The sequence below is a fragment of the [Phormidium] sp. LEGE 05292 genome, from assembly GCF_015207735.1.
Lineage (GTDB): Bacteria > Cyanobacteriota > Cyanobacteriia > Cyanobacteriales > Aerosakkonemataceae > Floridanema.
On record NZ_JADEWG010000009.1, the window covers coordinates 15292 to 42114 of the forward strand.

The window sequence follows — 26823 nt, forward strand, 5'->3', positions numbered from 1 at the left end:
TGCTTCTATCACTTAGTCTTCATTATACTCCCGCGCTAGTGATAAAAGAGGGCTAATTATCCAATTCCTTGGGTGTGCAACCTTTCATCTTGGAGGGACGATCGCCAAACTATAGCTGATTGGTTGGTAACTACGATCGAATCACAGTTTTTACCCTTAAAGGGGTTGATCAGAGAATGGCTAAAGAATCAACGAATTATACCACTATTGGATGGTTTGGATGAACTACAATCAACTCGTCAAGAACTTTGCGTGCAGGCAATTAACGAGCTAATGAAGGGAGAATACCGTCCTAAACATCTAGTTGTTTGTAGCCGCTTAGGTGAATATGAAAATTATGATACTCGCCTTGAACTCAGCAACTCCATCAGCTTAAAATCCTTAACTAACTCTCAACTTCAGGAGTACTTATCTAATATTAGCCATACCTACTTTTGGCAAAGTATTAGCAACAACCCCAATCTATTAAAGTTAGCCAGAAATCCTTTGCTGCTTAATGTTTCTATTCTAGCCTATGAAGAAATATCTTTTGAACAATGGCAGAAGCTAACGTCTGTAGAAGACCGAACTCAATATTTGCTTGATAGCTACGTAGTACGAATGTTGAGCCGGGACATTGATAGTAAAGCCTACATCAAACAAAAGTTTCCTAGCTCTCATCAAACCAGACTCTGGCTTATTTGGTTAGCGCAACAGTTACAAAGAGAGTCTCAAACTGAATTTTTAATTGAAAAGATGCAACCCAATTGGTTAAAGCCAACTGATTTAAGAATTTATAATATTACTCTTTTAATAATTATTATATCAATCTTTTCTTTAACCACCGTCTTGCCTACCATTACACAACAGTTGTCATTTTCGGATATTATTGGACTTGTAATCGGCTCTATAGGAGCATCATTTCCTTTTAAATACTTGTATAAGCAAATCACACCAATTGAGAGTTTTAAATTTCCTCAAGTAAAGATCTATAAATTATTTTTAGGTTACGGAGTGAGTGTATTAATTTTAAGTTTGGCATTTGGAGTAAATACGCAATTAATTCCCAGATTAATTTTCGGAGGCATATTTAGTTTAGTTTTGTTAGGTAATTTAGCTTTCACGAGTGAGCGGCTAGAAATCAAACAAAGAAAAGCTCCCAATCAAGATATTTTTTATTCAACACGCATCTCATTAATATTTATACTAATAAGTTGTTTGGGATTAGGTTTAACAATTACTTTGACAGATGGAATAGCTTTTTCCACGCTAATTACTGGAGCAACAGTAGTGCCAACGATAGCACTATTAACAGGCGGAATGGCTTGTCTTCAACATTTTTTGTTGCGATTCTTGCTTTGGCGCAATGGTTACATACCTTGGAACTACGCTCGCTTTCTCCATTATGCAGAAGAACGCTTATTTATCATAAAAATTGGGGGTCGCTATCAATTCTTCCACAAACTATTACAAGACCACTTTGCCAATATGAAGAGCGAAAAATTTTAGGGTAGATGGATAATAAATAAGATTTTATATTACACTATGGTTAGCCAACAATATGTACCTCATAAGTCAGAGAAAGGCTATATATTGAGAGGCCAATTGAATCTAACAAAATAAGTAATTGGACAGAATTAATTACACACTAGTTTTTTGAAGATTCTTTACTAGAGAAGACGGTTCTCCCGAACTTATGGTGATAAATTTTGCTAATAGGTTAGTTGTTAAGAGTATTAGGATAGAGCTAATGCCTGGTCACGGCAATAATTGCAGCTAAATAGGAGCTTTCGTAATCTGGCTATTATAGAGGTAGATCGGAGTAGAAAGTAAATTTGCTGATATATCAATCCAGAGCCAAAAAGCTAAACGGCTTTTTATTCAAGGTGTTGATAACTATTACCAACCAACAAATTCAAGGAATTCATGCGAGGAAACAACGATGGGGATCCGAAGGAATGGTATCTCCACCTGCTAAATGATTAACTTGGTTGTGAGCGAACCAGAGCTTTCCAAGTATCAAAACCAATAATGCCATCAGGAGTAAGTCTCGCCTGGGTTTGAAATTGTGCTACGGCTGCCTGTGATTGGAGGCCAAAAATACCATCAATGGCTCCTGTATAAAGTCCCGCCTGCTGGAGAAATTTTTGTACATCCTCTACCACTACCCCGCGACTGCCAAGTTGTAGAACTGGTATGGCATCTGTAGCAGCGTATTCCGTCAAGTTACCATCACTCAACTGCGGCAGCGTATCATAAATGGGTACCGATCCAGTTAACGGCTGGGTTGGTTGTGTTGGCTCTGGGTAGAAATATTCTCCTGGCGGTGGAGCTTCTGCTCTAGCAGAGAGTGTACCTGCAACCAAAAACAGTAAAACAGAGCTACCTGTCAGAAGTGATTTGAGCATTTTAACTTCCTCTTTTAGCTCGACAGATGTTGCACAGTTTAATACAGCTTAACTAAATAATAGTTCCACCCATAGGTGTCTTCTTCCTCAAGACGTTAGATAGATGCAATATGAATTTATTAACTCAAGTTGCTAGTTATCTAAAGTGCGAACACCAGTTCCTTAAGTTGGAGGTGGCACTACAACCTTCTTTTTGATTGCAGGCTTGGGCTTATCAGTGACCGTAGGCGGCGAACTTCTTGCTTCATCGACGTTACTCGCTTCCTGGGCTTTAGCCCGCTTCTGCTGTTTCTTCAATTCCAGTACTTCTGCCTTCAATGCCTTACCAGGTTTGAAGTGTGGCGGGATCTCCTCGGTAGGTATCCCATTCAAAGATTCAAATCCGAATATATCCCTGCTTGAGGTAAAGCCGAGATACGCGCAAAATAGGACACGACGTAAAGAAATGTAACAATCGCTGCTGGCACGAATACTGAGTCACCGAAAGCAGAGTAGTAGTACTACTCTACTTAGGGCTTTGTCAATACCCTTTGATTCAAACTTGTCCTCATGATTATTGTCTCAAATTTTATCTCTACTATTAGATAGCGATCTCACCCACCAACTACTTTTGACCACACCCTTTACTTTGTTCAAGGTACAAGCAATTGGAATATCCACTTTCATCTCCTTAATCCAATTCATTCAAATGCTCTGCGACTTCTCGGTACAGGTTCATTACGTGGCTATCTGCCAAGCTGTAGTAAACATTGCGTCCAACCCGGCGATATTTTACCAAGCGTTGCGATCGCAAAATTCGCAATTGATGGGAAACCGCAGATTCACTTACCTTCACTGCTGCCGCTAAATCACAAACGCAGAGTTCTTGACTGGCTAATGCCGACATCAACCGCAAACGACTCGGATCGGCAAGTGCATTGAAAAACTCGGCCATCTGTTGTGCCCGATCTAACGACATCACCTCTGGTTGAACCTGCCGCACCTGCTCTAGATGAACCAGAGGTGTATCGCAACTGGGTACCTCTTCACTTTGGAAGGGTTGTGATTTTGGCAGCGATGATTTGTTCATAAGCGTTAGTGACTAAGGACAGAATAGGGGGTCAATGCAGAAAATGATTCTCATTCTAACACTTTAATATCTGAATATATCTTCAGATATTTCAGAATTTATGCTACAGTTCAAAAAAGTTCTTTTTCAAGTCGTATTGAAAACCTATGGCTCAATCGTCACCGCTCAAAACTCAGCAGATGCAGGTCGGCGGTATGGACTGCACAAGCTGCAAAATGAAGATAGAGGGTAGCCTGGAACGATTGAAAGGGGTTGCAGAGGCATCTGTAACCGTGGCAACTGGGCGGTTAACCGTAACATATAATCCAGAGCAGGTGAGCGAGGCAACGATTCAAGAGCGAATCAAAGCTTTGGGCTACACCCTTGGAGATCCGAAATCGTCTGCACCGCTTAAAGTGCGTGAACACGATCGCTCTCATGCAGAAGGACACAGCCATGAAGAAGGGCATACCGATCATGAGCATGACGAGGAAGAGGGACAGGATCGTGAGCACAGTCATGGCTCTGGCGAATTTAATCTCAAGAAAGAGTTACCGCCTGTACTGATTGCGATCGCTTTCTTTGCCATTGCCATCCTGTTTGAGGAACCCTTACACAACACGCCTTACAACCTTGCCGAATTTGCGGTTATTATTCCTGCCTACCTGTTGAGTGGTTGGACAGTGCTGAAAACAGCGGGACGCAACATTCTCAGGGGGCAGATCTTTGACGAAAACTTTTTGATGACGATCGCAACCTTGGGCGCACTTGCCATTCATCAACTTCCCGAAGCCGTTGCAGTTATGCTGTTCTTTAGAGTAGGGGAGCTATTTCAGGAATACTCCGTGGGGCGATCGCGCCGTTCCATCAAAGCCCTACTGGAAGTGCGACCCGATACCGCTAATCTCAAGCGGAATGGCACAGTTCAACAGGTTTCGCCAGAAACAGTGAAGGTTGGGGACTTAATTTTGGTGAAACCCGGTGAGAAAGTCCCACTGGATGGCGAGATCTTAGAAGGAACTTCACAGGTAGATACGTCAGCCTTGACCGGAGAATCGGTTCCACGCACCGTTAAGCCTAGAGATCCAATTCTCGCAGGCATGATTAACCAATCTGGTGTGCTGACGATTCGAGTCACCAAGCTGTTCGGAGAATCCTCGATCGCGAAGGTGCTTGACCTAGTTGAAAATGCTTCCAGCAAAAAGGCATCCACTGAAAAATTCATTACCCAGTTTGCTCGCTACTACACCCCTGTGGTTGTCTTTCTCTCATTAGCCGTTGCCCTGTTACCACCGTTATTCATTCCGGGGGTAGATCGTTCCGATTGGGTTTATCGTGCCCTGGTACTGCTAGTCATCTCCTGTCCCTGTGGATTGGTAATTAGCATTCCGCTTGGCTATTTCGGTGGAATTGGGGGAGCCGCTAAGCGTGGAATTTTGGTCAAAGGGTCTTCCTTCTTGGACTCCCTTACAGCGGTTAAAACTGTTGTGTTTGATAAAACGGGAACCTTAACCCAAGGCACGTTTAAAGTTACCCAAGTTGTCACTAGAAATGGGTTTTCTGAATCTGAACTGCTGACGCTAGCAGCAAAAGCAGAATCTCACTCAAATCATCCTGTGGCGCAATCGATTCGGGAAGCTTATGCTCAACCGATCGCTGAGTCTGAAGTGACGGATTACGAAGAAATTGCAGGGCATGGTATCCGAGCTACTGTGCAAAATCAAGTGGTGATTGCGGGAAACGATCGCTTATTGCATCGAGAAAAGATTGACCATGATACTTGTGATGTGGCAGGTACGGTCGTTCACGTAGCAGTTGATGGACGCTACGCCGGATACATTCTGATTGCCGATCGGATCAAAGAAGATGCGGCTCAAGCGGTTCGAGACTTAAAACGAATGGGTGTTGAGAAGACCGTAATGCTGACGGGAGATAACCAGATGGTTGCTCAGTCCGTCGCCCGTCACCTTGGTTTAGATGCGTTTGTCGCTCAATTACTGCCAGAAGGAAAAGTAGATGAAATTGAGAAACTGCTAGATCGATCGGGCAAAGTAAAACTGGCATTTGTTGGTGATGGGATTAATGATGCGCCAGTGATTGCCAGAGCCGATGTCGGCATGGCAATGGGTGGATTAGGATCGGATGCTGCCATTGAAACAGCGGATGTTGTGTTAATGACCGATGCTCCCTCTAAGGTGGCAGAAGCGATCAAAGTTGCCCGCAAAACTCGTCAGATTGTGGTGCAAAACATTATAGTGGCGCTGACGATTAAGGTAATCTTTATTGCGCTAGGAGCCATTGGAGTAGCGACCCTGTGGGAGGCAGTGTTTGCTGATGTCGGTGTAGCTCTACTGGCGATTTTGAATGCAACCCGAATTGCAAAATAGATTCTTCTTTTCTAAAAAGATCGCTTCAGGTGCTTAAAGAGAAACGAATTTTTTGATGTAGTTCATTGAGAAATTATGCCCCGTAAACGTCCTACTCCCTGGATTCATCGCTGGTCGCGTCTCATTATGGCAGGGCTTGCCACAATTGGAGCTGTCGTCACTGCCTATCTAACCTACAGCAAATTGACGGGTAACAAAGCTGCTTGCCCAACTAATGGCTGTGATATCGTACTTTCCAGTCCCTATGCAACGGTGTTTGGATTACCGTTGGCGCTATTTGGTTTTCTTGCTTATGCCAGCATCATTGTCTTTGCAATCGCACCTCTGGTTTTCACACCTTCAAAGCTTTCCTTACTGGCAGACTCATCCAAACAAAAGCAAGCTTCTAACTCTCTGGAAAACTGGACAGGGCTGCTGCTGTTTTTAGGCAGTACTGCGATGATGATGTTTAGCTTTTATCTCATGTATTTGCTGGTGTTTGAGATTAAAGCAGTCTGTTTGTATTGCCTTGCCTCCGCAATTCTCTCTATCAGTTTGTTTATCCTCTCTTTGATTGGGCAGGAGTGGCAGGATGTTGGGCAACTGATCTTTAGTGGGGTAATTATTACAGTAATTGTATTGGTGGGTACTTTAGGGATTTATGCCAATGTAAATAACCCAGCGAGCGGTGAATCTGGAACTGAGCAAGCAATGTCTAGATATAAAGTGACCACAACTTCTGGTCAGGCAGAGATAGCTTTGGCAAAACATTTAACCCAGGTTGGAGCTGTATTCTACGGTGCTTTCTGGTGTCCTCATTGTCATGAACAAAAGCAACTCTTTGGTAAAGAGGCGGTTCAATACATTACCTATGTTGAGTGTTCTAGGCCAGATGGTCGAGGACAAACACCTGAATGTCAGCAGCAACAAATTCAAAGCTATCCAACCTGGGAAATTAACGGTCAAAAGCTGCCCAGTGGGACGAAATCTCTTAAAGAATTAGCCCAACTCTCTGGGTACAAGGGACCCAGTAATTTTCAGAATAAGTTGTAAAAGAAACAACGTACATGGGCTATCTCCAAGCCGTTCAAAGTAACTTTCAGGAAGCAGCAACGTTGAAGCCGTGTTACGTGAACTGCAAGAGGATAGCTGACTCTACTCCCAATAACACCTGCCCAGCCATGTATACATCTACACCTTCAATTGACAGGAAAGAACAGCCCATCAAGCTCCTATGGATTGTGTTGGGAATGCGGAATGCGCTTTTCCTGGCAGAATTGATTGTTGGGCTTTGGGTTCATAGCTTGTCTCTACTTGCGGTTGCCGGACACATGATGGTTGATGTCTTTGCGATCGCGGTTGCGCTAGTAGCGGCTGAATTAACCCATCGTCCGTCAAATAAGCTCAACATCGATCCAGTTCATCTAGATGCCTGGGCAGCTTTAATGAATAGCCTGCTTCTACTTGGAATTGCTGTATTTGTAGCCAGCGAAGCGATCGACCAGATTCAAGAACCGCAGGTTAGTGCAGGTCTACCAATACTCATAATGGCTGTTTTATGACTTGTGGTAAAAGGGGTAAATGCTGCCTTGCTCTATGAGGAGAGCCATCACAGCTTAAATATACGGGGTATATTCCTTCACGCGATCGCTGATGCGGTTAACTCGATTAGCCTTTTATTTGCATCTTTGGCAGTCCTTTTGTTGAACTGGCTGTGGGCTGATGCGATCGCTAGCTTGTTGGTTTCCCTAATTATTTGCATCAACGCATTCTCTCTCCTTCGCGAGAGTCTAAACGTTCTCAAAACCGATTTGAATTGAGGATAGGAGATCGCTTTGCCTAACGCCTTTCTAAGCGTCTTAACCTTTACCTCGATCCCAGTTTAATTACTGCGGTTGGGGTAGATGTTTTCATTGACGGACTCTTTAGTACGATTGGGAGCCTGCTGGATTTGCTGAATATATCCTAACGTTAGACTGTAGCTATCTCGATCGCCAGCCTGCTGGAACAATCGGGCAGCCGTTTGTAAATCTTGCAGTGCCGCCTGCTGATTTCCAGTTTTGGCATAAAGAATTCCCCTATTGCCATAGGCATCTGGGAGATTAGAGTTAAGCTGAATTGCGAGTGTAAAATCAGAGATAGCACCTGTTGCATCTCCTAAAGCCATTTTCGCTTTTCCGCGGTTATAGTAAGCATCAGCGTAATTTGGCTTTGCTTGAACAGCTCGATCTAAATCACTAATAGCAGCCTGTAAATTGCCCATTTGGGCTTGAATAACACCTCGATTGTTATATGCCTCTGCATAGTTAGCATTGAGACGGATTGCCTGTGTCATATCTGTCAAGGCACTGGATAAATCCCCTATATCAGCTTTTGCTTCTCCTCGATTGTAAATTGCTCTAGCGCTATCAGGATCGAGTTTCACTGCCTGCTCAAAATCTGCGATTGCTTGTCTAAAGTCTCCTAAATCATGGTGTGCCAGTCCTCGCTCGATATAAGCCTGGGTGTATCTTGGATTAGCAGCAATGGCTTGAGTATAAGCAGCGATCGCTCCCTGTAAGTCACCTTGTCTTGCACGAGTTTTCCCTTGATTGAGTAGTTCAACTGCTCTAGTATCTGCTACCTCGACTGAAATTGCCTTTTCAGAGGCTAAAAAAGTAGTTGCCGCGATCGACAGCAGGATGCCACTCATTACACCAGACTTATGCAGCCAGTTCATTGTTCAAACCCTCACAGCTTCTTTTTATATTCTGACTCAATATTCAAGCAAGCTATAGCGGCTGTTTCTCATCCTAGTCCGTTTCTGTAGAGCTTGCTGAGTAAGTAACAGAAAAGGAAAAGAATGATTAACTAACAGTCAGTAGATCGCAAAACTTTTCGGTCTACTGACTGTTAGTTAATCATTCCAAAGATCGTCCTAAAACATACTGTTATTCGGCTATGGTAGTGTTTGAGGATGGGTGAATTCCCAAAGGCAATCGAATAGTAAAAGTGCTACCTTGACCCAAATCACTCTGTACAGTAAGGCTACCCCCATGTGCCTGAACGATCGCTTGAGCAATTGCCAACCCTAAACCAGCCCCACCTGTATTGCGGGAGCGATCGCTACTCACGCGATAGAAACGCTCAAAAATTCGCTCTTGCTCCGCCAGTGCAATTCCAATCCCCGTATCTCGAACCTCAATCAAAGCATGACCGTTGCTGCGATCCAAAACAACGATGATTTGACCCCCAGTTAGCGTGTATTTAATTGCATTAGTAATTAAGTTAGAAACCAGGCGATAGAGTTGATTTTCGTCCCCTACAACATACAGCGGCTGGTGTAGCCGCACTTCCGATTTTAGCGTTACCTTGGCAGCGAAGGCCATATCAGCGAACTCTTCTACCAGGTCTCCCACCAAATCGTTGAGAGAACAAGCTTTCCACTGTATCAATATTTTCGGCTGCTCTAATCGGGAGAGGAGCAATAAATCCTCAATCATTTCAATCAATCGATGATTCTGACTCACTACGTTTTTTAGAGTATCTCGCGCCTCTGATTCAGATAGATGAGGCATCCTGAGTACAGATTCAACCGCTGCTTGAATTGCTGCCACAGGAGTCCGCAATTCATGGGCAGCATCAGATGTAAACTGTTTCATTTGTTGATAGGAGTGGTCAATCGGTCGCATCGCCAACCCCGCTAACCACCAACTAGAACCCCCAACCAGAAGTACCGTAATTGGCAATCCCAGCCCTAAAAATAATTTCAAGGCAGCAAGACGACTATCGAGGTCTTTGAGACTCCGCCCGACTTGTATATAGCCCCAAAGTTGATTGTCTTGAGTATGCAGCGGCAGAGACATTTGATGATAACGCTCGCCTTGTCGATCTTTGAGCGTTTGCCAAGCATCTTTGCTTACAATCAACGGCAGCCCTTCAGGTTGGAGACCTGCCATAGCAATCAATTGTCCCTCACCATTGACAAACCGAATGTAATAGTAATTCCCTTGGTAAATAGCACTCAGAATGTGGCGTTCGGTAGAAGTGTGGTAACTTTGTCCGTAAATCTTTTGAGTAGAGCAGCTAGACTCAGCTCGACAAATATTGGGTAAAAGCTGCTGAAAAATTGGCTCCAGCACTCCCAACTGCTTCAGATTGGGTTCAATGCTGTCATGTAATGTTCCCGTTACAGACTTTAGCTCTCGGTCAATTGCTACCAAATGGGCATAGATCATTACTTCATAAACCCCAAAACCGCAAATACCGAGAATGAAACCCATAACGATTGCATACCAAAGGGCCAGTCGCCAGCGAGTTTGACGAAACGGTTTAGTTTGCATCATTAAGATTGAATCGATAGCCCATGCCCGGAACAGTTTCAATTAAACCATCACAGCCAAGTTCTGACAGTTTGCGTCGCACCAGTCGGATTTGAGCCGCGATGACATTACTAATGCGTTCTGCATTCATTTCATAAAGATAGTCCAAAAGCTGGTCGCGGGTAATATATTGGTTGGGGTGTTTCAAGAAGTATTCCAGCACCTGAAATTCTTTTCTGGTTAGAGGAATAACTTGTTTGTCACCATTGGCGTGCTGAAGGCAAACCGTACAAGTGCCGTAATCTAAGATGAAGTGACCGACTTGAAGTTGCTGGGGTTGGAACTGAGGGGAGCGTCTCTGCAAAGCCCGCAGTCGCGCTAACAATTCCTCCATGCCAAATGGCTTCACCAAATAATCATCTGCCCCTGCATCCAGTCCAGTCACCCTATCTTCCATGCGGTCTTTTGCTGTCAGCATCAATACGGGCAAGGGATTATTGCGAGTACGCAGCCTACGCAGCAATTCTAAACCGGATATTCCTGGCAGTAACCAATCGAAGATAGCTAGCGTATACGGTGTTTTTTGGTCTTCTAAACAGTCCCAAGCCTGAGTGCCATTTAAAACCCAATCAACAATATATTTTTCCTGGTTCAAGGTTCGCTTAATTGCCTCACCCAGGACTGACTCATCTTCAACTAGCAGAACTTTCATAAAAAAATCCCCGAGCCTATCTACCAGAGGTTTGAATTCGAGCGGTTCCCAGAGGAATTTCGATATTCCCAGCAACGACAGTCCTGAATAAAATCAGTATGTCTCTCCTGACTGTTTATCTGTAGGTCGCAATATCAACTATGCCAAGAGGAATTTGTGCGCTCATGCCTACCTTTTCCACAGAGATATGGTACTGCCAAGTTTGCTCGTAACCTGGGGTAGTAACGCCTCTCATAGAAACTAATATCGTTGTTTCAGGAGCTACGGGTTGTGAGAAAACTACCTTAGCTGTTCTATCATTGATGGAAATTGTAGCTGCAACTTTTTGACCAGATTGATTTGTTACTTCAATTCCTTCAGTGATGTTCACCCCTTCTGGTAAATCAATGGAAAGTTCTGAAAGGGCTTTTCCCTGCACATGAACCTTAAACTGATGAATAGCCCCTTGGTACTGAGGGCTTATAGGGTAGGCAGTACCGTCAAAAACATGGGTGAACTTTGCATTTTCCTTAGCCCATACACTTGGAATTGAAGTGCTGAATATTAGAGCGATTGTAGCGAGGCAAAACCACTTATTCATTTTATTCATTGCGGTAATTCAAATTCTCCTATCTATTAGTTTCATCTATGAGAATAAAACCGTGATGAAATTTCTATGCTTTTACTCTAACGAGGAGACAACAAGCTGTAAAACCCTCACGAAGTAATGATTTTACAGCTTGTTATCAAAAAAATAGATCTAATAGACACGAAGCCGAGCTATGCCAATGGGCATCTCTCTATCAGTTCCAACAAATTTAGCAGAAATTTGATAAAGCCAAGCGTTAGAAGTTCCTCTTCTTCTTACATTATTCAGGTCAAGTTCGAGTTTTGATTCAGGAGTAACGGGTTGAGGAAAATTCACTATAACTTTGTTGCCTATGATAGAAAAATTAGCGTTAATTTCCCGTTCTGACTTTTCTTTCAAGGTGATATTGTTACTAACTACTAATCCTTCTGGAACGGCAATAATTAGCTGAGAAAGAGGACTACTACCTTGAGGAATGTGCAACCGAATTGTATGTCGAACGATCCGCGACTTATTTTGAGGAAATTGTACAGAGCCATCGATATGAGGAGTAGATCCTGTCCTAGCACTAGCATAGCTAGCAGAAAATGGAGCTACCAGAACCAAAGCTACAGCAGTCGAAAAAATTAGTGTTCTCACTATCTAACTCCTCTGAGGAATTGACCGGGTTAATTAAGTTACAGATTCATTTTTAATCAATTACTCTGTTATTACTAGAATGACATAGTGAGGTGAAATCAGCGTGAAATTTATGTTTATGAGAGGAGATTATTATAAAAATCAGCTGTCATGAATTTAGGAATACTTAAGAAAAATGAACTACTGCTAGTACAGACGTTAAAGACGTAAAAATAACGGGTCTGGAAAGCATAAATTAAAACGTGAGAAATCTAGCTTCACCTATGTAAATTTCTGTGTTACTGCCAACAACTTTAACAGAAAATCTATAGATAGAAGCCGAACCCTGAATTGGTTGTCTTACTTTGTTGAGTTCAATGAGCATTGTATTAGAACTAATTTTTTCAGGAAAATCTAGGATGATTTTTTTCCCATCGGCAGAAATATTAATGTTGATTTTTTGACCCGTTTCATCCCGCACATCAATATCATTACTAACAGCTACAGTGGATGGAACCTCAATAATTAGTTGAGAAAGGAATTTGTTATTTTGGGGGATGCGTAAGCGAAAGGTCTGTTTAACAATACGCCAGCGATTAGAAAAAATCTGCCCATTACCAACATTGGGACTTCCACCCTCATTCATATTAGCACTCACATAGCCAGCAGAAATTAAAACGGCGGTAGCCAGAGTCAATGCAGTCGTGTAAATCAGTGTTCTCTTCATCTTGGCTGTTAGAGTAATAAGTATTGTGGTGAATAGCAAAATTTAGTGACAGATTTCATTAGGGCGATCGCAACATTTATTGGACTCACTGATATATCACTTGTAACAACAGAAAGGACAGCAAACATCAATGAATAAATAAGCTAAAACTAGTTTTGAACGAAAATGAGAGTCGAACTGGTTAGGGTAAATTGACTATCGCTTAAAGTTAAAGCGACCGTTAAACTTTTCGCCGTTAATCTCACTTTGGACTACCACTTTATAATCTCCTGGTGTAGTTTCTCTGAGAACATTACCGTAATGCTTTTCATCAGTTTTATAAGGAATTTCTAAAGTTTTATTACTCCCGTCTGGTAATTGAATTTGAGCCGTCAATTTAGCGTCTTTAATTTCCTTGTCTTGTTCATCGTGGACAAAAACATCTAAATGAGTTCCCTCTTTTTGAATATCAGGTTTAAACTCTAAATGATATTTACCCACTTCTACCACTTGACCCTTATGAGCAGCATTATTGCCATCTTTAGAGTGATCGTGACCATCTCCTTCGCTGTGTTTTTCGCCATCTTTTGCTGTAGCTTCAGTTTTAGCAGCCGTTTCTGTCGGTGCTTTTTCCTGGCTATTAATTGGAGAATTTGTTGCTTGATTACTGGCACTACAAGCTGCCAAGAAAAGTAAACTTATCCCACTGAAAATGATGAAGCTTTTAGGAAAAATATTCATGGGTTTAGACTCCTGATAAACTTGCAAGATTCAAACTAGACACTAACTCTTTCAGTCATTTCAATCTGAGCAACAGATTCAACTTTTTTGGGAACCAAAAACTTACGAAACTGCACGTAACAAGCCGGAAGTACCAACAGAGTTAAAGCAGTAGAGGTAAACAATCCACCTAATACCACTACTGCTAACGGTTGGAGGATTTCTTTTCCGGCTCCACTACCAATTACCAAAGGCACCATACCTAGAGCCGATGCTAACGCTGTCATTAAAATAGCAACTAGGCGTTCCATTGACCCTTCCAGCAAAACCTGCCCTAAAGGTTGCCCCTCTGCTAATCTGGCATTGTAGTTTTCAACCAACAAAAGTCCGTTACGCGCTGCCACACCAAATAAAGTAATAAATCCTACCATTGAAGCTACAGAGACAATGCCGCTAGTCAAGGCGATGGAAACCACACCACCAATTAATGCTAAAGGCAAATTGATCAAAATCATAATAGTGGCAGGAATTGACTTCACAGCAAAGTAAAGTAAAACGGCGATCGCTACAAATGCTAATACCCCAGCCCAAAGTAAAGTTTTTGTCGCTCCCTCTTGGGCTTCAAATTGACCGCCGTATTCAATGAAATATCCGGGGGGCAATTGTACCTGTTGTTTAACCCTATCCCGAATATCCCTAATTACAGAACCCAAATCTCGCCCAGCTACGTTGGTAGATACAACTATGTAACGGGAGACGTTCTCGCGGTTGATGGTGTTAGGGCCTGTACTATAGTCGATTTTGGCGACTTGGGCTAAGGGAATTTTTTGTCCGTTGGGTGTATCAACTAACAAATTACTGATAATTTCAATATTGTTACGGTATTTTTCTGGCAACCAAACCACCATATCAAAGGTCTGTTGTTGTTCCAATATTTGGGAAACGACTCGTCCGTTGAGTGCAGTTTCTACCGTCTCTGAGAGTTCCCCAATGGTTAGACCATAACGAGCCGCCGCATCCCGATCGAATTGAATTTGTACCTGTTTCATTGGTACTTGCGGTTCTAATTGCAAGTCTGCTAAACCCGAAACCTCACTCATAGCTGATTGAACTTGTTGACCAAGGGTACGCAGTTGTTCTAAATCGGGACCGAAGATTTTGACAGCGATCGCACTTCTTACCCCCGACAGTACCTCATCCATCCGGTGAGAAATAAAACCACCGATATTAGGAACGACTCCAGGAATTTTCTCAAATTCTTTACGAATCATTTCAATCGTTTTATCTCGGTCTTTTGCTCCCTCCTCACTCAGTTGGACATCCAATTCCCCAGCGTTAACACCAGCTACCTCAGTATCTCCTTGAGCGCGTCCAGAACGGAATTGAGCGGTTTCAACTCCGGGATTTTTTTTCAAAGCTTTTTCTATCGCCAACCCTGTTTGATTAGTAGCTTCCAAAGATTCACCAGGCATGAGAACTGTGGCAACTACGAGGGCGCGGTCTTGAAATTCTGGTAAAAAAACTTGTCCTAAATTAATTAGAATTACTACGGAAGCGATAAAACCAGCGATCGCTGTTGCCAAAACAATTTTCGGGCGACGAATAGAAAACTTTAAAGCTGGACGGTAAAGTTTATGCGTTTGTTTTTCTAACCAAGTTTCTGTACTGGGCAATCTTGTATTCACCAGCAGTAAGGCGCACATGGCTGGGGTCAATGTCAGTGCTACCAAAGTAGAAGCAGCAATTGACAGCAGATAAGCTAAACCCATCGGTGTAAAAATCCGACCTTCCACACCAGAGAGGGCGAAAATTGGTGCAAAGACGACGGCAATAATAATTGTGGCGAAGAGGACACTAACGCGCACTTCCACCGAACCATTGAAGACTACTTGCAAGGGCGGAATGGGATTTCCAACGAGTTGGTTTTCCCGCAGACGGCGGTAGACGTTTTCCATATCAACAATTGCGTCATCTACCACTGAACCGATGGCTACCACTAGTCCACCTAAAGTCATAGTGTTTATGCCTTGTCCCGTCCAGTTGAGAATCATCATCCCTAGTAATAAAGACACAGGTAGAGCGCTCAAACTAATGATTACTGTGCGCCAATTCATCAAAAACAGAATCAGGATGACGGAAACGATGATAGTGCCATCACGCAAAGCTTCTTCAACGTTTTTGAGCGAGGCTTCAATAAAATCTTCTTGACGAAAGGTAGTTGTAATTTTGACATCCTTTGGCAGACCAGCTTTAAGTTCCTCTATTGCTGTTTCAACTGCTTTCGTTACGGCAGGTGTATCGGCAGTGGGTTGCTTGTTAACTGTCAAAATAATTGCTTTTTTCCCAGCAAAACTACCGTCGCCACGTTTGAGGGCTGCGCCAATTTGCACATCAGCAATCTGTTCCAACAGTACTGGCGTGCCATTTTGGGCTTTAATTACTGATTTTTTTAACTGTTCGATCGACTCAATCCGCCCCACACCTCTAACCAATGTTTCTTGGTCGGGAGTAATTAAAAATCCTCCTGGTGCATTAGCGTTTGCGGCAGTGGCAGCTTTGGTGACATCATCAAGAGTCACATTAAACGCTTTTAGTTTATCTGGGTTAACCAGTACTTGATACTGACGCTCATCCCCACCAAATATGACGATATTACTGACACCAGGGACAGCCAAAAGACGGTTTTTGACTTGCCAGTTAACAATACGCCAGACCTCCATTAAAGGAGTGGTTTCGGAGGTAAAGGCGTATTTGACAGTCCATCCTAAAGCAGAACTGACAGGAAGAATCTCTGGATCTTCTACACCTTGCGGTAGCTGACTGCGTGCTTGTTGCAATCGTTCCGTCACCAATTGGCGGGCGCGATAAATGTCCGTATCCCAACTAAAAGTGGCTCTCACCGCAGAAAGACCGACAGCAGAGGAAGAGCGTAACGCTTCAAGCCCAGGAGTTCCGTTGATTATACTTTCTATCGGACGAGTCACCAGCGACTCTACTTCCTCTGGTGCCAGTCCTGGGGCTTCAGTCATAATTTCGACTTGAGGCGGAGAAAAGCTGGGAAAAACATCCAGCGGCATTTGAGTCAGGACGCGAAAGCCCCATAAGCTAATTAAAATGGAGGCTAGAACTACCAGCCACCGTTGGGCGATCGACCATTTGACAACAGAGTTAAGCATAATGTCATTCGTATAGGTATAGTTAGAACGGATTTAAGCAAGAAAATCAATTTTCCAAACTAACTTTTGCAACCCGACCATTCTCCTCAACTGTCTGAGTCGGTTTTGTTAGTAAAAACTTGCCAAATTTAGCGTATAGGGCTGGTAATACCAGTAGAGTTAAAGCGGTAGAAGTAAACAACCCACCTAACACTACAATGGACAGCGGTTGCAAAATTTCCTTACCAGGCCCAACAGCCACTACTAAGGGCACCAAACCCAAAGCTGAAGTTAAAGAAGTCATCAAAATAGCATTGAGTCGTTCCATTGAACCCGAAATCAAAACTTCTTTTAAAGGCATTCCATCTGCAAACTTAGTGGTGTAATTGTCCACTAATAGCAATCCGTTCCGAGTTGCCACTCCAAACAAAGTGACAAACCCCACCAACGAAGCAACCGAAATAACGCCCCCAGTGAATGCTACTGCAATGACTCCTCCAACTAAGGCGATGGGTAAATTAATCATAATCGTTGCAGTCGAAGCAATTGATTTAACAGAAAGGTACATCAGTACGGTAATAACTACAAAAGAAATGGCACTAAAAATAAAGATGTTTTTAGAAGCTCTTTCTTCTGCTTCAAATTGACCGCCGTACTGAATAAAATATCCAGGTGGTAGCTGAACTTGTGCCTTCACGTTATTTTGAATATCGGTGACTATCGAGCGCAAATCTCTCCCTTTGGCGTTGGCGGCAACTACTATCAGGCGCGAAACATTTTCCCGGTTGATGGTATTCGGTCCAGTGCCGTAAGCAACTTTAGCTACCTTCGCCAAAGGAATTTTATTGCCATCCGGCGTATCAACTAACAAATTTTCAATTGTTTCCAAATTGTTCCGATATTGGGGTTGCAACCATACAACTAAGTCAAAACTTTGTTGTTTCTCCAAAACTTGAGAGACAACTTTGCCATTCAGAGCGGTTTCAATAATATTGGAAAGTTGCCCAATTGTTAACCCATAGCGAGAAGCAGCCACCCGATCGAACTTAATTTGAATTTGTTCGATGGGAACTTGCGGTTCGAGTTGTAAGTCTACAATTCCCGGTACAGATTTCATCGCCGCTTCGACTTGTTGGCCAACGGTGCGAAGTTCTGCTAAATCCGCTCCAAATATTTTGACGGCAATTTGACTTCTAACTCCCGATAATATTTCATCAATTCTGTGAGAAATAAAACCACCAATATTAGGTGCAGCCCCCGGAATTTTATTGAACTCTTCCCGCAACATTTTAAGCGTTTCTTCCCGATTTTCCATGCCTTTATCGCTCAATCCAATATCCAAGTGAGCCAGATTTACAGGTGCAGCATCGGGGTCATTGGGGGCGCGTCCCGCCCTTAATTGAACGTATTTTAAGCGAGGGTCATCTTTGAGTTTATTTTCTAAGACAAAAGCCGAACTGTTAGTAGCTTCTAAAGATAAACCCGGATAAAGCGCTAAAGTATTAACCAATGTTGTTTCCTGAAATTCTGGGAGAAATGCCCGTCCCAAAGTAGGAAAAATTATTATTGATGCCACCATACCAGCAAGGGCGATCGCTATCACAATCGCCGACTGCCGGAGTGCTAAATTTAAAAAAAGGCCATAAATTCTTTTACAAAATCTCGGAATCCAAGCTTCAGTTTCTGGCATTTTTCCCTGGGGCAATAAAACAGCGCACAAAGCGGGACTAATCAGCAAAGATTCTAAACTAGAAACAATCACAACCACCAGATAAGTTATTCCCATCGGCCCAAAAATTCGACCTTCCACGCCTTCTAGAGCAAACACTGGTGCAAAAACAACAATAGTAATTAAAGTAGCGCCGATCAACGATTCGCGAACTTCCTGACCGCTTTCAAAAATGACTTCTAGTAACGGACGGGGGTTTGATGAATATTTATTTAGTCGCAAATTACGATAAGTATTTTCCACATAGACAATGGCATCATCAATTGCCGTGCCAATTGCTACTGCTAACCCTCCCAATGTCATTGTATTCAACCCCAAACCCAACCAAGATAATATCTGCAATGACAATAAAAATGTGAGAGCAAAATTTAACAATACAAGTGTCAGCGTGCGCCAATTCATTAAAAAAGGAATCAGAACGATCGCCGCAATTATGCTACCTTCAAGTAATGCCGAGCGAACATTTTCTACGGAAGCATCAATATAATCTGCCTGCCGGAATGTTTCGGTAACTTTGATTTCTTTGGGTAGACCTGCTTTTAACTCTTCCATTGCTGAGGAAATGGCGCGAGTAACGGTAGGAGTATCTGCAAGGGGCTGTTTGTTAACCATCATCACCACAGCATCTTTCCCATTCAAACTGCCATCGCCAATTTTGACAGCGCCACCAATTTTTATCTCGGCAACATCCCCTAATCTAACTGGCGTTCCTTGACGCGCAACAATGACAGATTGCTGGAGGTCTTCAATAGTTTCAACTCGTCCAATTCCCCGAATTAAAGTTTGTTTGTCGGGAGTAATTAAAAAACCCCCTGGCGCATTAACATTAGCAGCTTGTACGGCATCGCTAACCTGCTGTAAAGAGACGTTAAACGCCCGCAATTTATTGGGATCTACTAATACTTGATATTGGCGAATTTCCCCACCATAAATCAATACCTGACTAACTCCAGGAACGGCTAAAAGACGATTTCTGATTTGCCAATCGACTATTCGACGCACTTCCATGAGGTCGATTTTGGATTGTGCTTCTGGTTTGGCTTCGACGGTTAAGGCATATTTCAATACAGTTCCGATCGGAGAGCTAATCGGCGCTATTCTGGGAGAGTCTACACTTTCTGGTAAACTGCTAGCAGCTTGTTGCAATCTTTCCGTTACTAACTGGCGAGCTTGATAAATATCAGTTCCCCATTTAAAAACAACTCGCACAACTGAAAGACCTGCGGATGAAGAAGAACGAACTGCTGTCAATCCCGGCGTTCCATTAATTGCGCTTTCAATCGGTAAAGTGACTAAAGATTCGATTTCTTCTGGTGCAAGTCCTGGAGCTTCTGTTTCGATTTCTACTTGGGGGGGTGCGAAATTGGGAAAGATATCTAACGGCATTTGAGGGATAGTGTTAAAGACGATGATTAATGTAGAAACGATCGCCGCAATGACTACAAGCCAACGTCTGTTGATGACCCATTTAGCAATAAAATTAATCATTTGAGTTTAGAGATGAGATTTAATAAAGAGTTTCCCTGGTGAGGCTGGAAAACTGGTTGCTTTGATAACGCTAATAAACTTCTCAAAAAATCTAGTTAAAAGGCAGTATGCCTACCCCACAAGAGTTTTTGGATAGATACAATAAGCAAAACTTCAGCTTTCTTTGGGTAAGCTTTCATTTTTTAGTGGGAATTGCGGGGATTTTCGCGGTCTTCCACTGGTACAGATGCAGCAGACAAAGTTGGCTGTTTGTGATTATCGAGATAACCCTCTGTTGCATCAATAAAGGATACTTGTGCGTTCGGGTGCGATTCCCTTATAGGGACGCTGCGCGATCGCATCTGACGGCGATTCCAAAAAGCACCAGCCAGGAACGCCGCCCCACCAAATACACCTGCTCCAACTAATCCCAATGACAACAAAGGTAATGACAATGGCAATGGGAAGCTGTTAGTTTTAACCTCTTTAACTGCCGATTTCTCTTCTTCCCCATCTGCGTGTCCGTGTTCATCTTCTGTGGATTTACTACCTCCCCGCAAAGACTGAGCATAAAGTTGTGGCGCACGCTGAGTTACTACCAAATCTCCCTCAAACAAACCACTTTTAACTTCAACTAAATCCCCAGACTTTTGGCCTAAATTCACCTCAACCGACTGGAAGGCTTTACCATTTTGGACGTAGACCAATTTTTTGCCATTGGCATCTACCACCGCTGTAAAAGGAACTGCTAATAAAGGTGTGGATGTTTGGTCTGTGAGTACCTCTAGTTCAGCAAACATTCCAGGCTTTAATTCCCCATTTGGATTACCCAATTCGGCTTGGACTGGTACTACTCGCGTTTCCCCTTCCACCACCGAACCAATCCGTGTAATTCTGCCTTCAAAAGTCCGGTCAGGTAGAGAAGCAATTTTCACCCTGACTCGTTGACCCATCTTAACTTTGTTTAAATCTTTTTCGTAAATATTCGCTGTCGCAAAAACCCGACTGTCATTAATAATCGTCATCAACTTGCCACCCGCATCTTGGAGCGATTGACCAATAGTAATAGAGCGGTCTGCCACTGTGCCAGAAATGGGAGCCGTTACCGTCACCAATCCCTTACTATTGGCGCGAGTTCCCAGCTGTTGCAATCGGGTTTCATAAGTGGCATTGCTGAGTTTGAGACGAGACTGCGCTGCCTCAAGCTCCGACTGGGTGCGTTTGAGTTCGGCTTCAGCAGCGATGACTTCTCGGCGGCTGCTGGCTTTGGTAAGCTCGGCTCTAGCTTGAACTAATAAAGTTTGCGATTCGAGGGCTTGACGACGCGGGAGAGCGCCTGCATCCGCTAACTGCTTGTCTTTGTTATACCTTTCTTGAGCAAATGCCAGTTTACTGCTTGCCTCTGCTATCTCATCTGTGGCTATCTGTGAAAATCGCTGATAGTTTTCTTGGGCTAGCTTTAAGTCGGCTTGCGCCTTTTGTATAGCGGCTTGCGCGTCCGCCTGTTTTTCCTGGGAGTTTACCCGCAGTTCCACCAATTCGGGGCTAGATAAGACTGCGAGGGGTTGACCCACCTTCACTTTGGCTCCTGGTTGCACTAATAACTCAGCCACTTTTGCTGTCAGCGGTGCCGTCACTTCCACTCTTTGGTTGGGCAGGGTTTCGATCTGACCTGTGGTTTTGATGCCAATATCTAGCCGCTGACGAGTAGCTGGCTCGATTTTAACTTCTAGCAATTTGGCTGTTTCTGCATCGATTTCCACAGAACCTGTTGGTTCGCTTCCACCTTGAAATTCACTTGCACCACTATGATCGTGTCCTGCACCCGCTAACACAGCTGTGGGAGCAGTTAGCACCACGAGTTGCACCATTACCAAAGAGACGCAACCGAGTAATGACAAAGAATGAGAACGGTTGGAGATACCCATCGCTAAGATCGTCCTGGAGTCACTAAAGAGCAGAGTTGCGCTTGGATCGTTGACATTTTGAGTAGAAAGTTGCACAGCTATTTTTTTTGGAGGTTAACCACGGTTGACCCTACAAATTTCTTAGAGAGATTTATAAGCTCTAAATACCCAGTTTTTCATATTCAAGTGAAATGAGGATGAAATTTTTCAGAAAGTAGAGATTAGGTAGAAAAGACTTTTTAAAGCTCTCAACCGAAAGCCAAAGGAGACTCTTTACACGGGTTTATTGTGCGGGGGTTTTACTGTCAAATCATCAACGAGCGGTGGCTTAATTACTGACATAAAAAGTTGAATATGTTTCGATTTTGACTTAAAAAATTACCGAAAATTAAAGATTAAGCTGTATTTGGCTGAAATTAATCTATTTTTCCTAAAAATTGAGTTTTAAAAACGTAAATTATTTCAATGAGTATTAGCTTCAAGTAGGGAACGAGTTAGTTGAGGATAAGAATGTGTCAAGAGCGATCGCATTTTCACAAGCAGCAACCCGATTAATTACTCATAATTTGCTTAATCTGTTGCATCACAGCTAAATAATCAGGATGGGGATAACCATAAATTTGCATCAGATTCTTAGCTTTCCTGTGTAATTCAATTAACACTGTTTGTTCCACTTTGTTGTCGTTTCGCATAAAAACACTACTAAATTACTAAAAAACTTTTCCCCGTAAGGGGAAGCTTAACCACTTTCTAAATCAGATGAATTTTGTGATAGTTTAGCAGTACTAAATCGAGCAAAAGCTTGTTTTTCAGCCTCAGCGAAATTGCAAGTAATTGCAGGCAAACCTTTATGAGCCTTATAAAGCGTACCCCGCTCAGATAGTTCATCAACAACTCGCAAAGTTTCAGTCGGAGTATGAATAATTACTCTATATTGATGATTTTCACCAAACGTAGCAGTTTGGATTTCTTCACCTGTATTAGCAACATTAGCCTTCAAGCTAGTAATAGCAGCAGTCAGCATCTTCTTTTCCCATTCTGACCGCAATGGTGTTAATTCTGGAGATGCAGCCAGAAGCTCAACTCCTTGTGGAGAATTAGTTGCTAATTGAGTAGCAGTATTGAGCAGTTCTAGCATTTCCGGTAAAGGAACAGCAATTAATTTTGTATGCTGTCCTCCTTGCATTTGTTCGTATTTCAAAGGAAAATTAAAAGCTTCTGTCAGCCTATCAGCTGTCTTTACCTCCGCTTGAGCAGTTGGCAATAAAACACCAAAATAAAGTTCTTCTTGATTATCCTTACTAGCAACGCCTACAAAACTATTTGCTCCAAACTTCTGCTCAATTTCCTGAGATAATGCCATAATCGATTCCTCAGAAAGACTGCGAGACTGCATAAAATCTTTCACTTCATCGCTACCGATTAGATAAGCTTTTATTGCCGCTTGTTCATCGTGCATTAACCCTACAAATTTCTCTGGATAACGTTGTTGTAGTAGTGGTTGAATCGCCTCAATTAAACTAACTTTTTTCGGCTGAACTACAGGTTCCTCTTTCGTCCACAATTGCGGATATTTAACAGTTGATGAATCTACTTTAATGTTAGCAATAGTAGCAGGTGCAGATTCTAAAGTAGCCGAAAACTGAAATCCCTGCACCGAAACACCTTTTTGAGTTAACTTATCAGCTAATTCTGTAAATGATGCTTTATCAATTATTCCTAAAGGTTTACCATCAACTAAAGCTATAGCTGTAGGCTGTTTACCATGCTGAACTTGAATACTAATAAACCCAGTTTCCCCATGCCATTCCTTATCAGCAAAATCATACTTTTTCAACTGTCTTACCTTCAATTGATTGCCTTTAGTACTAGTAATAATTACACTAGCACCAGGAGGTGAACTGATAGTTGCTTCAAAAGAAGTACCAATAGGTAATTGCGCCGATTCACTCCGAAATACCCCTAACTTCTTACCTTCTACCATCAACCAACGCTTATTTTGAGAAGGATTAGCTGGGTCAAGTGCTTGAACAATTTCACAACTAAGTTTTTCGCCTACCCAACGTCTTCCCAGGTGTTCGTTACTTGGTTTATGAACACCAACTACTGCAAAATCAGTAAATTGTAATTCCTGTAATCTTCCAGTTATTTCATCACCAAATATAGCAAATGCTGCCGATAACTTCTTGGTAGCATTTTCATCCTTACCACTAGTAGATAATTCCCATATAGCTGCTGCAACTGACTCTTTTTGTGAATCAGGAATACTATCTCTAGCAGTATTAGCAAATTCTTTAGCTTGTTTAAAAGCTGCCTTCACTTGTGCTTGTGTTAATCCAGGTAAAACTTGTGCTGTTAGTCCTTTAAGTTCTGTCCATTGTTTCATCCGTTCGGGATATTTAGCCACACTTTCTGTAGCAATATAACCTAATTTTTTATACTTAGGTTTACCATTTTTTAATTCTGGTTTCCCTTGAGCATCAAATACAGGTGCTAATGCTACCCAGCGATTTTTGATTTTATTATCTGGCTTGTTATTTTCAACAATTTTAATATCCAATTTTCTTTGGTTATCAAAAGCATGAGGATGATGACATTGCGCTAATCCAATAATTTCAATAGAATTACCTTTAGCACTAGTTGCCACAATTCTTGGTCCCGGTGCTTCTGCTACTTCTCTCTTCATTTCAATAGCACAATTGAGCAAAGTATCATAATTTTTCTTTAATTCAACAGCTTGTTCTTTCTGGGTAGGTGTAAATTCTACTCCCGTAAACAAGTCTTGAAATTGTTGAGTAGAACGAGCGACTAACGCACTTTCTGCAAATGCTTCATTGGTTGGTTTAATCATCAAATCAATCGCACCATGACCGATAGCATTCATACTTCTTGATGAATAAACCGCATCAGTTTTCTTCTCTTCTACCCAAGGTGCAATATCAAAACTTTTAATAATTGCCTGACAAGCATTAACAATTTCTGGGTCAGCACGATTAGCACTTTTCCCCCTATCCACTTCTATTTGCAGTTGACCACCTAATATCCCAACTACATCATGATAAAATTGGCGAGATTTTTCTAAGAATTGATTAACATCTGCTGAACTAAGCTGCGGTAAATCAACTTGTTTATTGGCAATCACAAGGTTATACTCATCAATACTATTACATTCAGCTACACTCAATCCTTTATTATGCAATTGTTGAGAAAAACCTGCTAATTGAGTAATTTGCTGTTTAATTTTTGGTGGATATTTTACAAGTTTTACTACATCATGTTCTGCGGCTAACATTCCGGTTGCACCAAGAGAAATATCCCGCATTAATTGAAATGCTGCTGTTGGTGGTACTGCATTACATTCATTTTCTAAAGCAATCCCTTTCATGCAGAGATTGGCAATTACACCAATCTTGTTTTCCATTGCCGATAAAGCAATACTCTCAAAACTACCAAGGTATGCTTTCTTCTCTAATTTAACAATCTCTGCATAACGATTCTCTGCTTTCTGCCGTTGTTTGATTTCACTGACTGTATGGGGGAATTCTGATGCTAGAATGTAAGCCATGCGATCGCCATCGCAATCGGATAAGGAATGCTGTAATCCTTTTGGTGACATCTTGATTGTGCCCACATCATGCGGTTCGTGAGGCAGATGTTTGTTAACATAGACATCAACTGTATTAGAATTAGCAGTAGGGCCACGATAAACGATAACTTCAGCACCATCAGGATAGTTAGGAATATTAACTTCATTTTCTGCTAAATCGTGACAAGTTTGAGCCATCGCGGAATCAAACTTAATAAATCTGCCAGTCGCACAATCTAAGTACTGTTCGCGCCAATGTTCCTGAAGTTTATCGATAACTTTGGGTAATTCTAGCACTTGATAGTGACCATCTAAATCAGCTTTCAAGATACGATATAACAGTTGGGAATCGCTATTACCAAATGCTTGTTCGATTAGTTTATCGAAAGCGTCTAAATCTAGGTTATCAAAATCAACATCTGAGGAGGACGTACTATCTTCCTGTATCCGATATTTGTTCCTTTCATCCATAACTTTGATGTAATCTCTAGCAATCTGGCGCGGGTCAGATGCCATCTCTTTAAGTTCTGCCAACCGTTTTTCTAACCGAGGTAATACATCATTTTGCACTCCAAAAGGGAAAGAATTCCAAAATTGCGAACCAGTAGAAGTAATCCCCAAATAAGCATCAGTTTTATTACCGATGCCAATCGTCATTGTATATTCCCCTGGTTTGATTTCATTCCCACTTTTTATTGCTTTACCATCTGTCCCCAAAATCCCCAATTTATTCTCTTGATTCTTGCGTCCTTTGAGTTGGTCAGTGCTAATAATTAAATCGTAACCATTGCCAATTATAGAAAGGTCGCGGGGTGCAAATGTACCTTTTCCTACTTGCCAAGTTTGATTAACTGGGGTGTCTTCTTGTAGTTCTAATCCTGCTTGGCGTGACTTAATCCCAAACCGAGTTTGAAATGGTGTATTTGCTGCATTTCCTAATGCTTCATGGGTGAGAATATCTATTTTTCCATCCCCATCTCCCACCAGTTTTATTGCTTCTTGATTAGGGATGATTCCCCCATTTTCACCAGTAGCAGCATCTACGACTAGCACCCGCAAACCTTTAATTTCGGCAAAACTTTGACAAGGAGTGAACATATTAGAACCATAAGCAGCACCAAAGTGTGCTTGGTCAAAGACTTTCTCCCGCAATTGTTTATCCATAAAATAAAAGCGGTCATCAGAAGCAAATTGTAAAGTTAAACCTTGTGTTTGCAGGTTTTGTAAATCAGCTTCTGTGGTAATGCCGGGATAAACTGCACCAATTTTATAAGTAGCATCAGGAGCAAAATATGCTGCTAAACAATGTTCTATAGTTTCGGTTACAGGTTGTCCATCAACGATAATTGGTTGATTAGTTTTGGTGCAAAAATGTTCTAGCGTAATCGCCATAGTATCGCCTCAATTTTTAATTCTTAATTTAGTTTTTAGTTGAGGGATGTCGAATAAACCTTCAGATAGAAGTTGCTCTATCGCTTTAGTGATAAAAATAATTTAATGGTTCAAATTTACTGTGGTTTGTTAATATAGAATTTAGGTTTAAGTTAGTAAAA

17 protein-coding genes and 1 pseudogene are annotated in these 26823 nt (G+C 42.2%); 4 read left to right on the forward strand and 14 right to left on the reverse strand.

Going from position 1 to position 26823, the window contains the following annotated elements; genetic code table 11:
* Positions 1-72: 72 nt before the first annotated feature.
* Complete coding sequence (locus IQ264_RS04520; protein WP_193979042.1) at positions 73-1488, forward strand: NACHT domain-containing protein; 1416 nt, start codon at positions 73-75, stop codon at positions 1486-1488.
* 473 nt (positions 1489-1961) lie between these two features.
* Here the strand turns inward: IQ264_RS04520 and IQ264_RS04525 are convergent, their stop codons facing one another.
* Complete coding sequence (locus tag IQ264_RS04525) at positions 1962-2387, reverse strand: peptidoglycan-binding domain-containing protein (protein ID WP_193979044.1); 426 nt, start codon at positions 2385-2387, stop codon at positions 1962-1964.
* 670 nt (positions 2388-3057) lie between these two features.
* Complete coding sequence (locus IQ264_RS04530) at positions 3058-3456, reverse strand: ArsR/SmtB family transcription factor (RefSeq protein WP_193979046.1); 399 nt, start codon at positions 3454-3456, stop codon at positions 3058-3060.
* A gap of 146 nt (positions 3457-3602) precedes the next feature.
* On the opposite strand from IQ264_RS04530, the gene IQ264_RS04535 reads away from it, so the two are divergent.
* The 3 genes and pseudogenes from IQ264_RS04535 (at position 3603) to IQ264_RS32715 (ending at position 7621) form a co-directional block, all read left to right on the forward strand.
* Positions 3603-5822, forward strand: a complete 2220-nt coding sequence (locus IQ264_RS04535; RefSeq protein WP_193979048.1) for a heavy metal translocating P-type ATPase — start codon at positions 3603-3605, stop codon at positions 5820-5822.
* A gap of 75 nt (positions 5823-5897) precedes the next feature.
* Positions 5898-6854, forward strand: a complete 957-nt coding sequence (locus tag IQ264_RS04540; protein WP_193979050.1) for a vitamin K epoxide reductase family protein — start codon at positions 5898-5900, stop codon at positions 6852-6854.
* 197 nt (positions 6855-7051) lie between these two features.
* A pseudogene (locus IQ264_RS32715) lies at positions 7052-7621 on the forward strand (cation diffusion facilitator family transporter).
* 62 nt (positions 7622-7683) lie between these two features.
* On the opposite strand, the gene IQ264_RS04555 reads toward IQ264_RS32715, so the two are convergent.
* The 12 genes from IQ264_RS04555 to IQ264_RS04610 form a co-directional block, all read right to left on the reverse strand.
* Complete coding sequence (locus IQ264_RS04555; protein ID WP_193979056.1) at positions 7684-8520, reverse strand: tetratricopeptide repeat protein; 837 nt, start codon at positions 8518-8520, stop codon at positions 7684-7686.
* A gap of 211 nt (positions 8521-8731) precedes the next feature.
* Positions 8732-10126 carry a two-component system sensor histidine kinase RppB gene (gene rppB / locus IQ264_RS04560; RefSeq protein WP_228061286.1) on the reverse strand — a complete coding sequence of 465 codons (1395 nt, stop codon included), beginning with the start codon at positions 10124-10126 and terminating at the stop codon, positions 8732-8734.
* Positions 10113-10814, reverse strand: a complete 702-nt coding sequence (gene rppA, locus IQ264_RS04565) for a two-component system response regulator RppA (protein WP_193979058.1) — start codon at positions 10812-10814, stop codon at positions 10113-10115. The genes rppB and rppA overlap by 14 nt, the downstream gene beginning before the upstream one ends.
* Positions 10815-10929: 115 nt before the next feature.
* The gene (locus tag IQ264_RS04570; RefSeq protein WP_228061287.1) at positions 10930-11403 is read right to left on the reverse strand and encodes a DUF2808 domain-containing protein; all 474 of its coding nucleotides are present in this window, start codon (positions 11401-11403) and stop codon (positions 10930-10932) included.
* A 150-nt stretch (positions 11404-11553) separates the two neighbouring features.
* Entirely contained in the window at positions 11554-12021 is a 468-nt protein-coding gene (locus IQ264_RS04575; protein WP_322744596.1) for a hypothetical protein, read from the reverse strand.
* A 235-nt stretch (positions 12022-12256) separates the two neighbouring features.
* Entirely contained in the window at positions 12257-12727 is a 471-nt protein-coding gene (locus IQ264_RS04580; protein WP_193979060.1) for a hypothetical protein, read from the reverse strand.
* A 195-nt stretch (positions 12728-12922) separates the two neighbouring features.
* Positions 12923-13447: a hypothetical protein gene (locus IQ264_RS04585; protein ID WP_193979062.1), complete on the reverse strand. Its 525-nt coding sequence runs from the start codon at positions 13445-13447 to the stop codon at positions 12923-12925.
* 35 nt (positions 13448-13482) lie between these two features.
* The gene (locus IQ264_RS04590) at positions 13483-16602 is read right to left on the reverse strand and encodes an efflux RND transporter permease subunit (RefSeq protein WP_193979064.1); all 3120 of its coding nucleotides are present in this window, start codon (positions 16600-16602) and stop codon (positions 13483-13485) included.
* Positions 16603-16648: 46 nt separating this feature from the next.
* The gene (locus tag IQ264_RS04595) at positions 16649-19798 is read right to left on the reverse strand and encodes an efflux RND transporter permease subunit (RefSeq protein ID WP_193979066.1); all 3150 of its coding nucleotides are present in this window, start codon (positions 19796-19798) and stop codon (positions 16649-16651) included.
* Positions 19799-19980: 182 nt separating this feature from the next.
* A complete protein-coding gene (locus IQ264_RS04600) occupies positions 19981-21705 on the reverse strand; it encodes an efflux RND transporter periplasmic adaptor subunit (RefSeq protein WP_193979068.1) in 1725 nt (574 codons plus the stop codon).
* 530 nt (positions 21706-22235) lie between these two features.
* Positions 22236-22376 carry a hypothetical protein gene (locus tag IQ264_RS04605; RefSeq protein ID WP_193979070.1) on the reverse strand — a complete coding sequence of 47 codons (141 nt, stop codon included), beginning with the start codon at positions 22374-22376 and terminating at the stop codon, positions 22236-22238.
* Between the two features lie 47 nt (positions 22377-22423).
* A complete protein-coding gene (locus IQ264_RS04610; RefSeq protein WP_193979072.1) occupies positions 22424-26662 on the reverse strand; it encodes a hypothetical protein in 4239 nt (1412 codons plus the stop codon).
* Positions 26663-26823 lie beyond the last annotated feature (161 nt).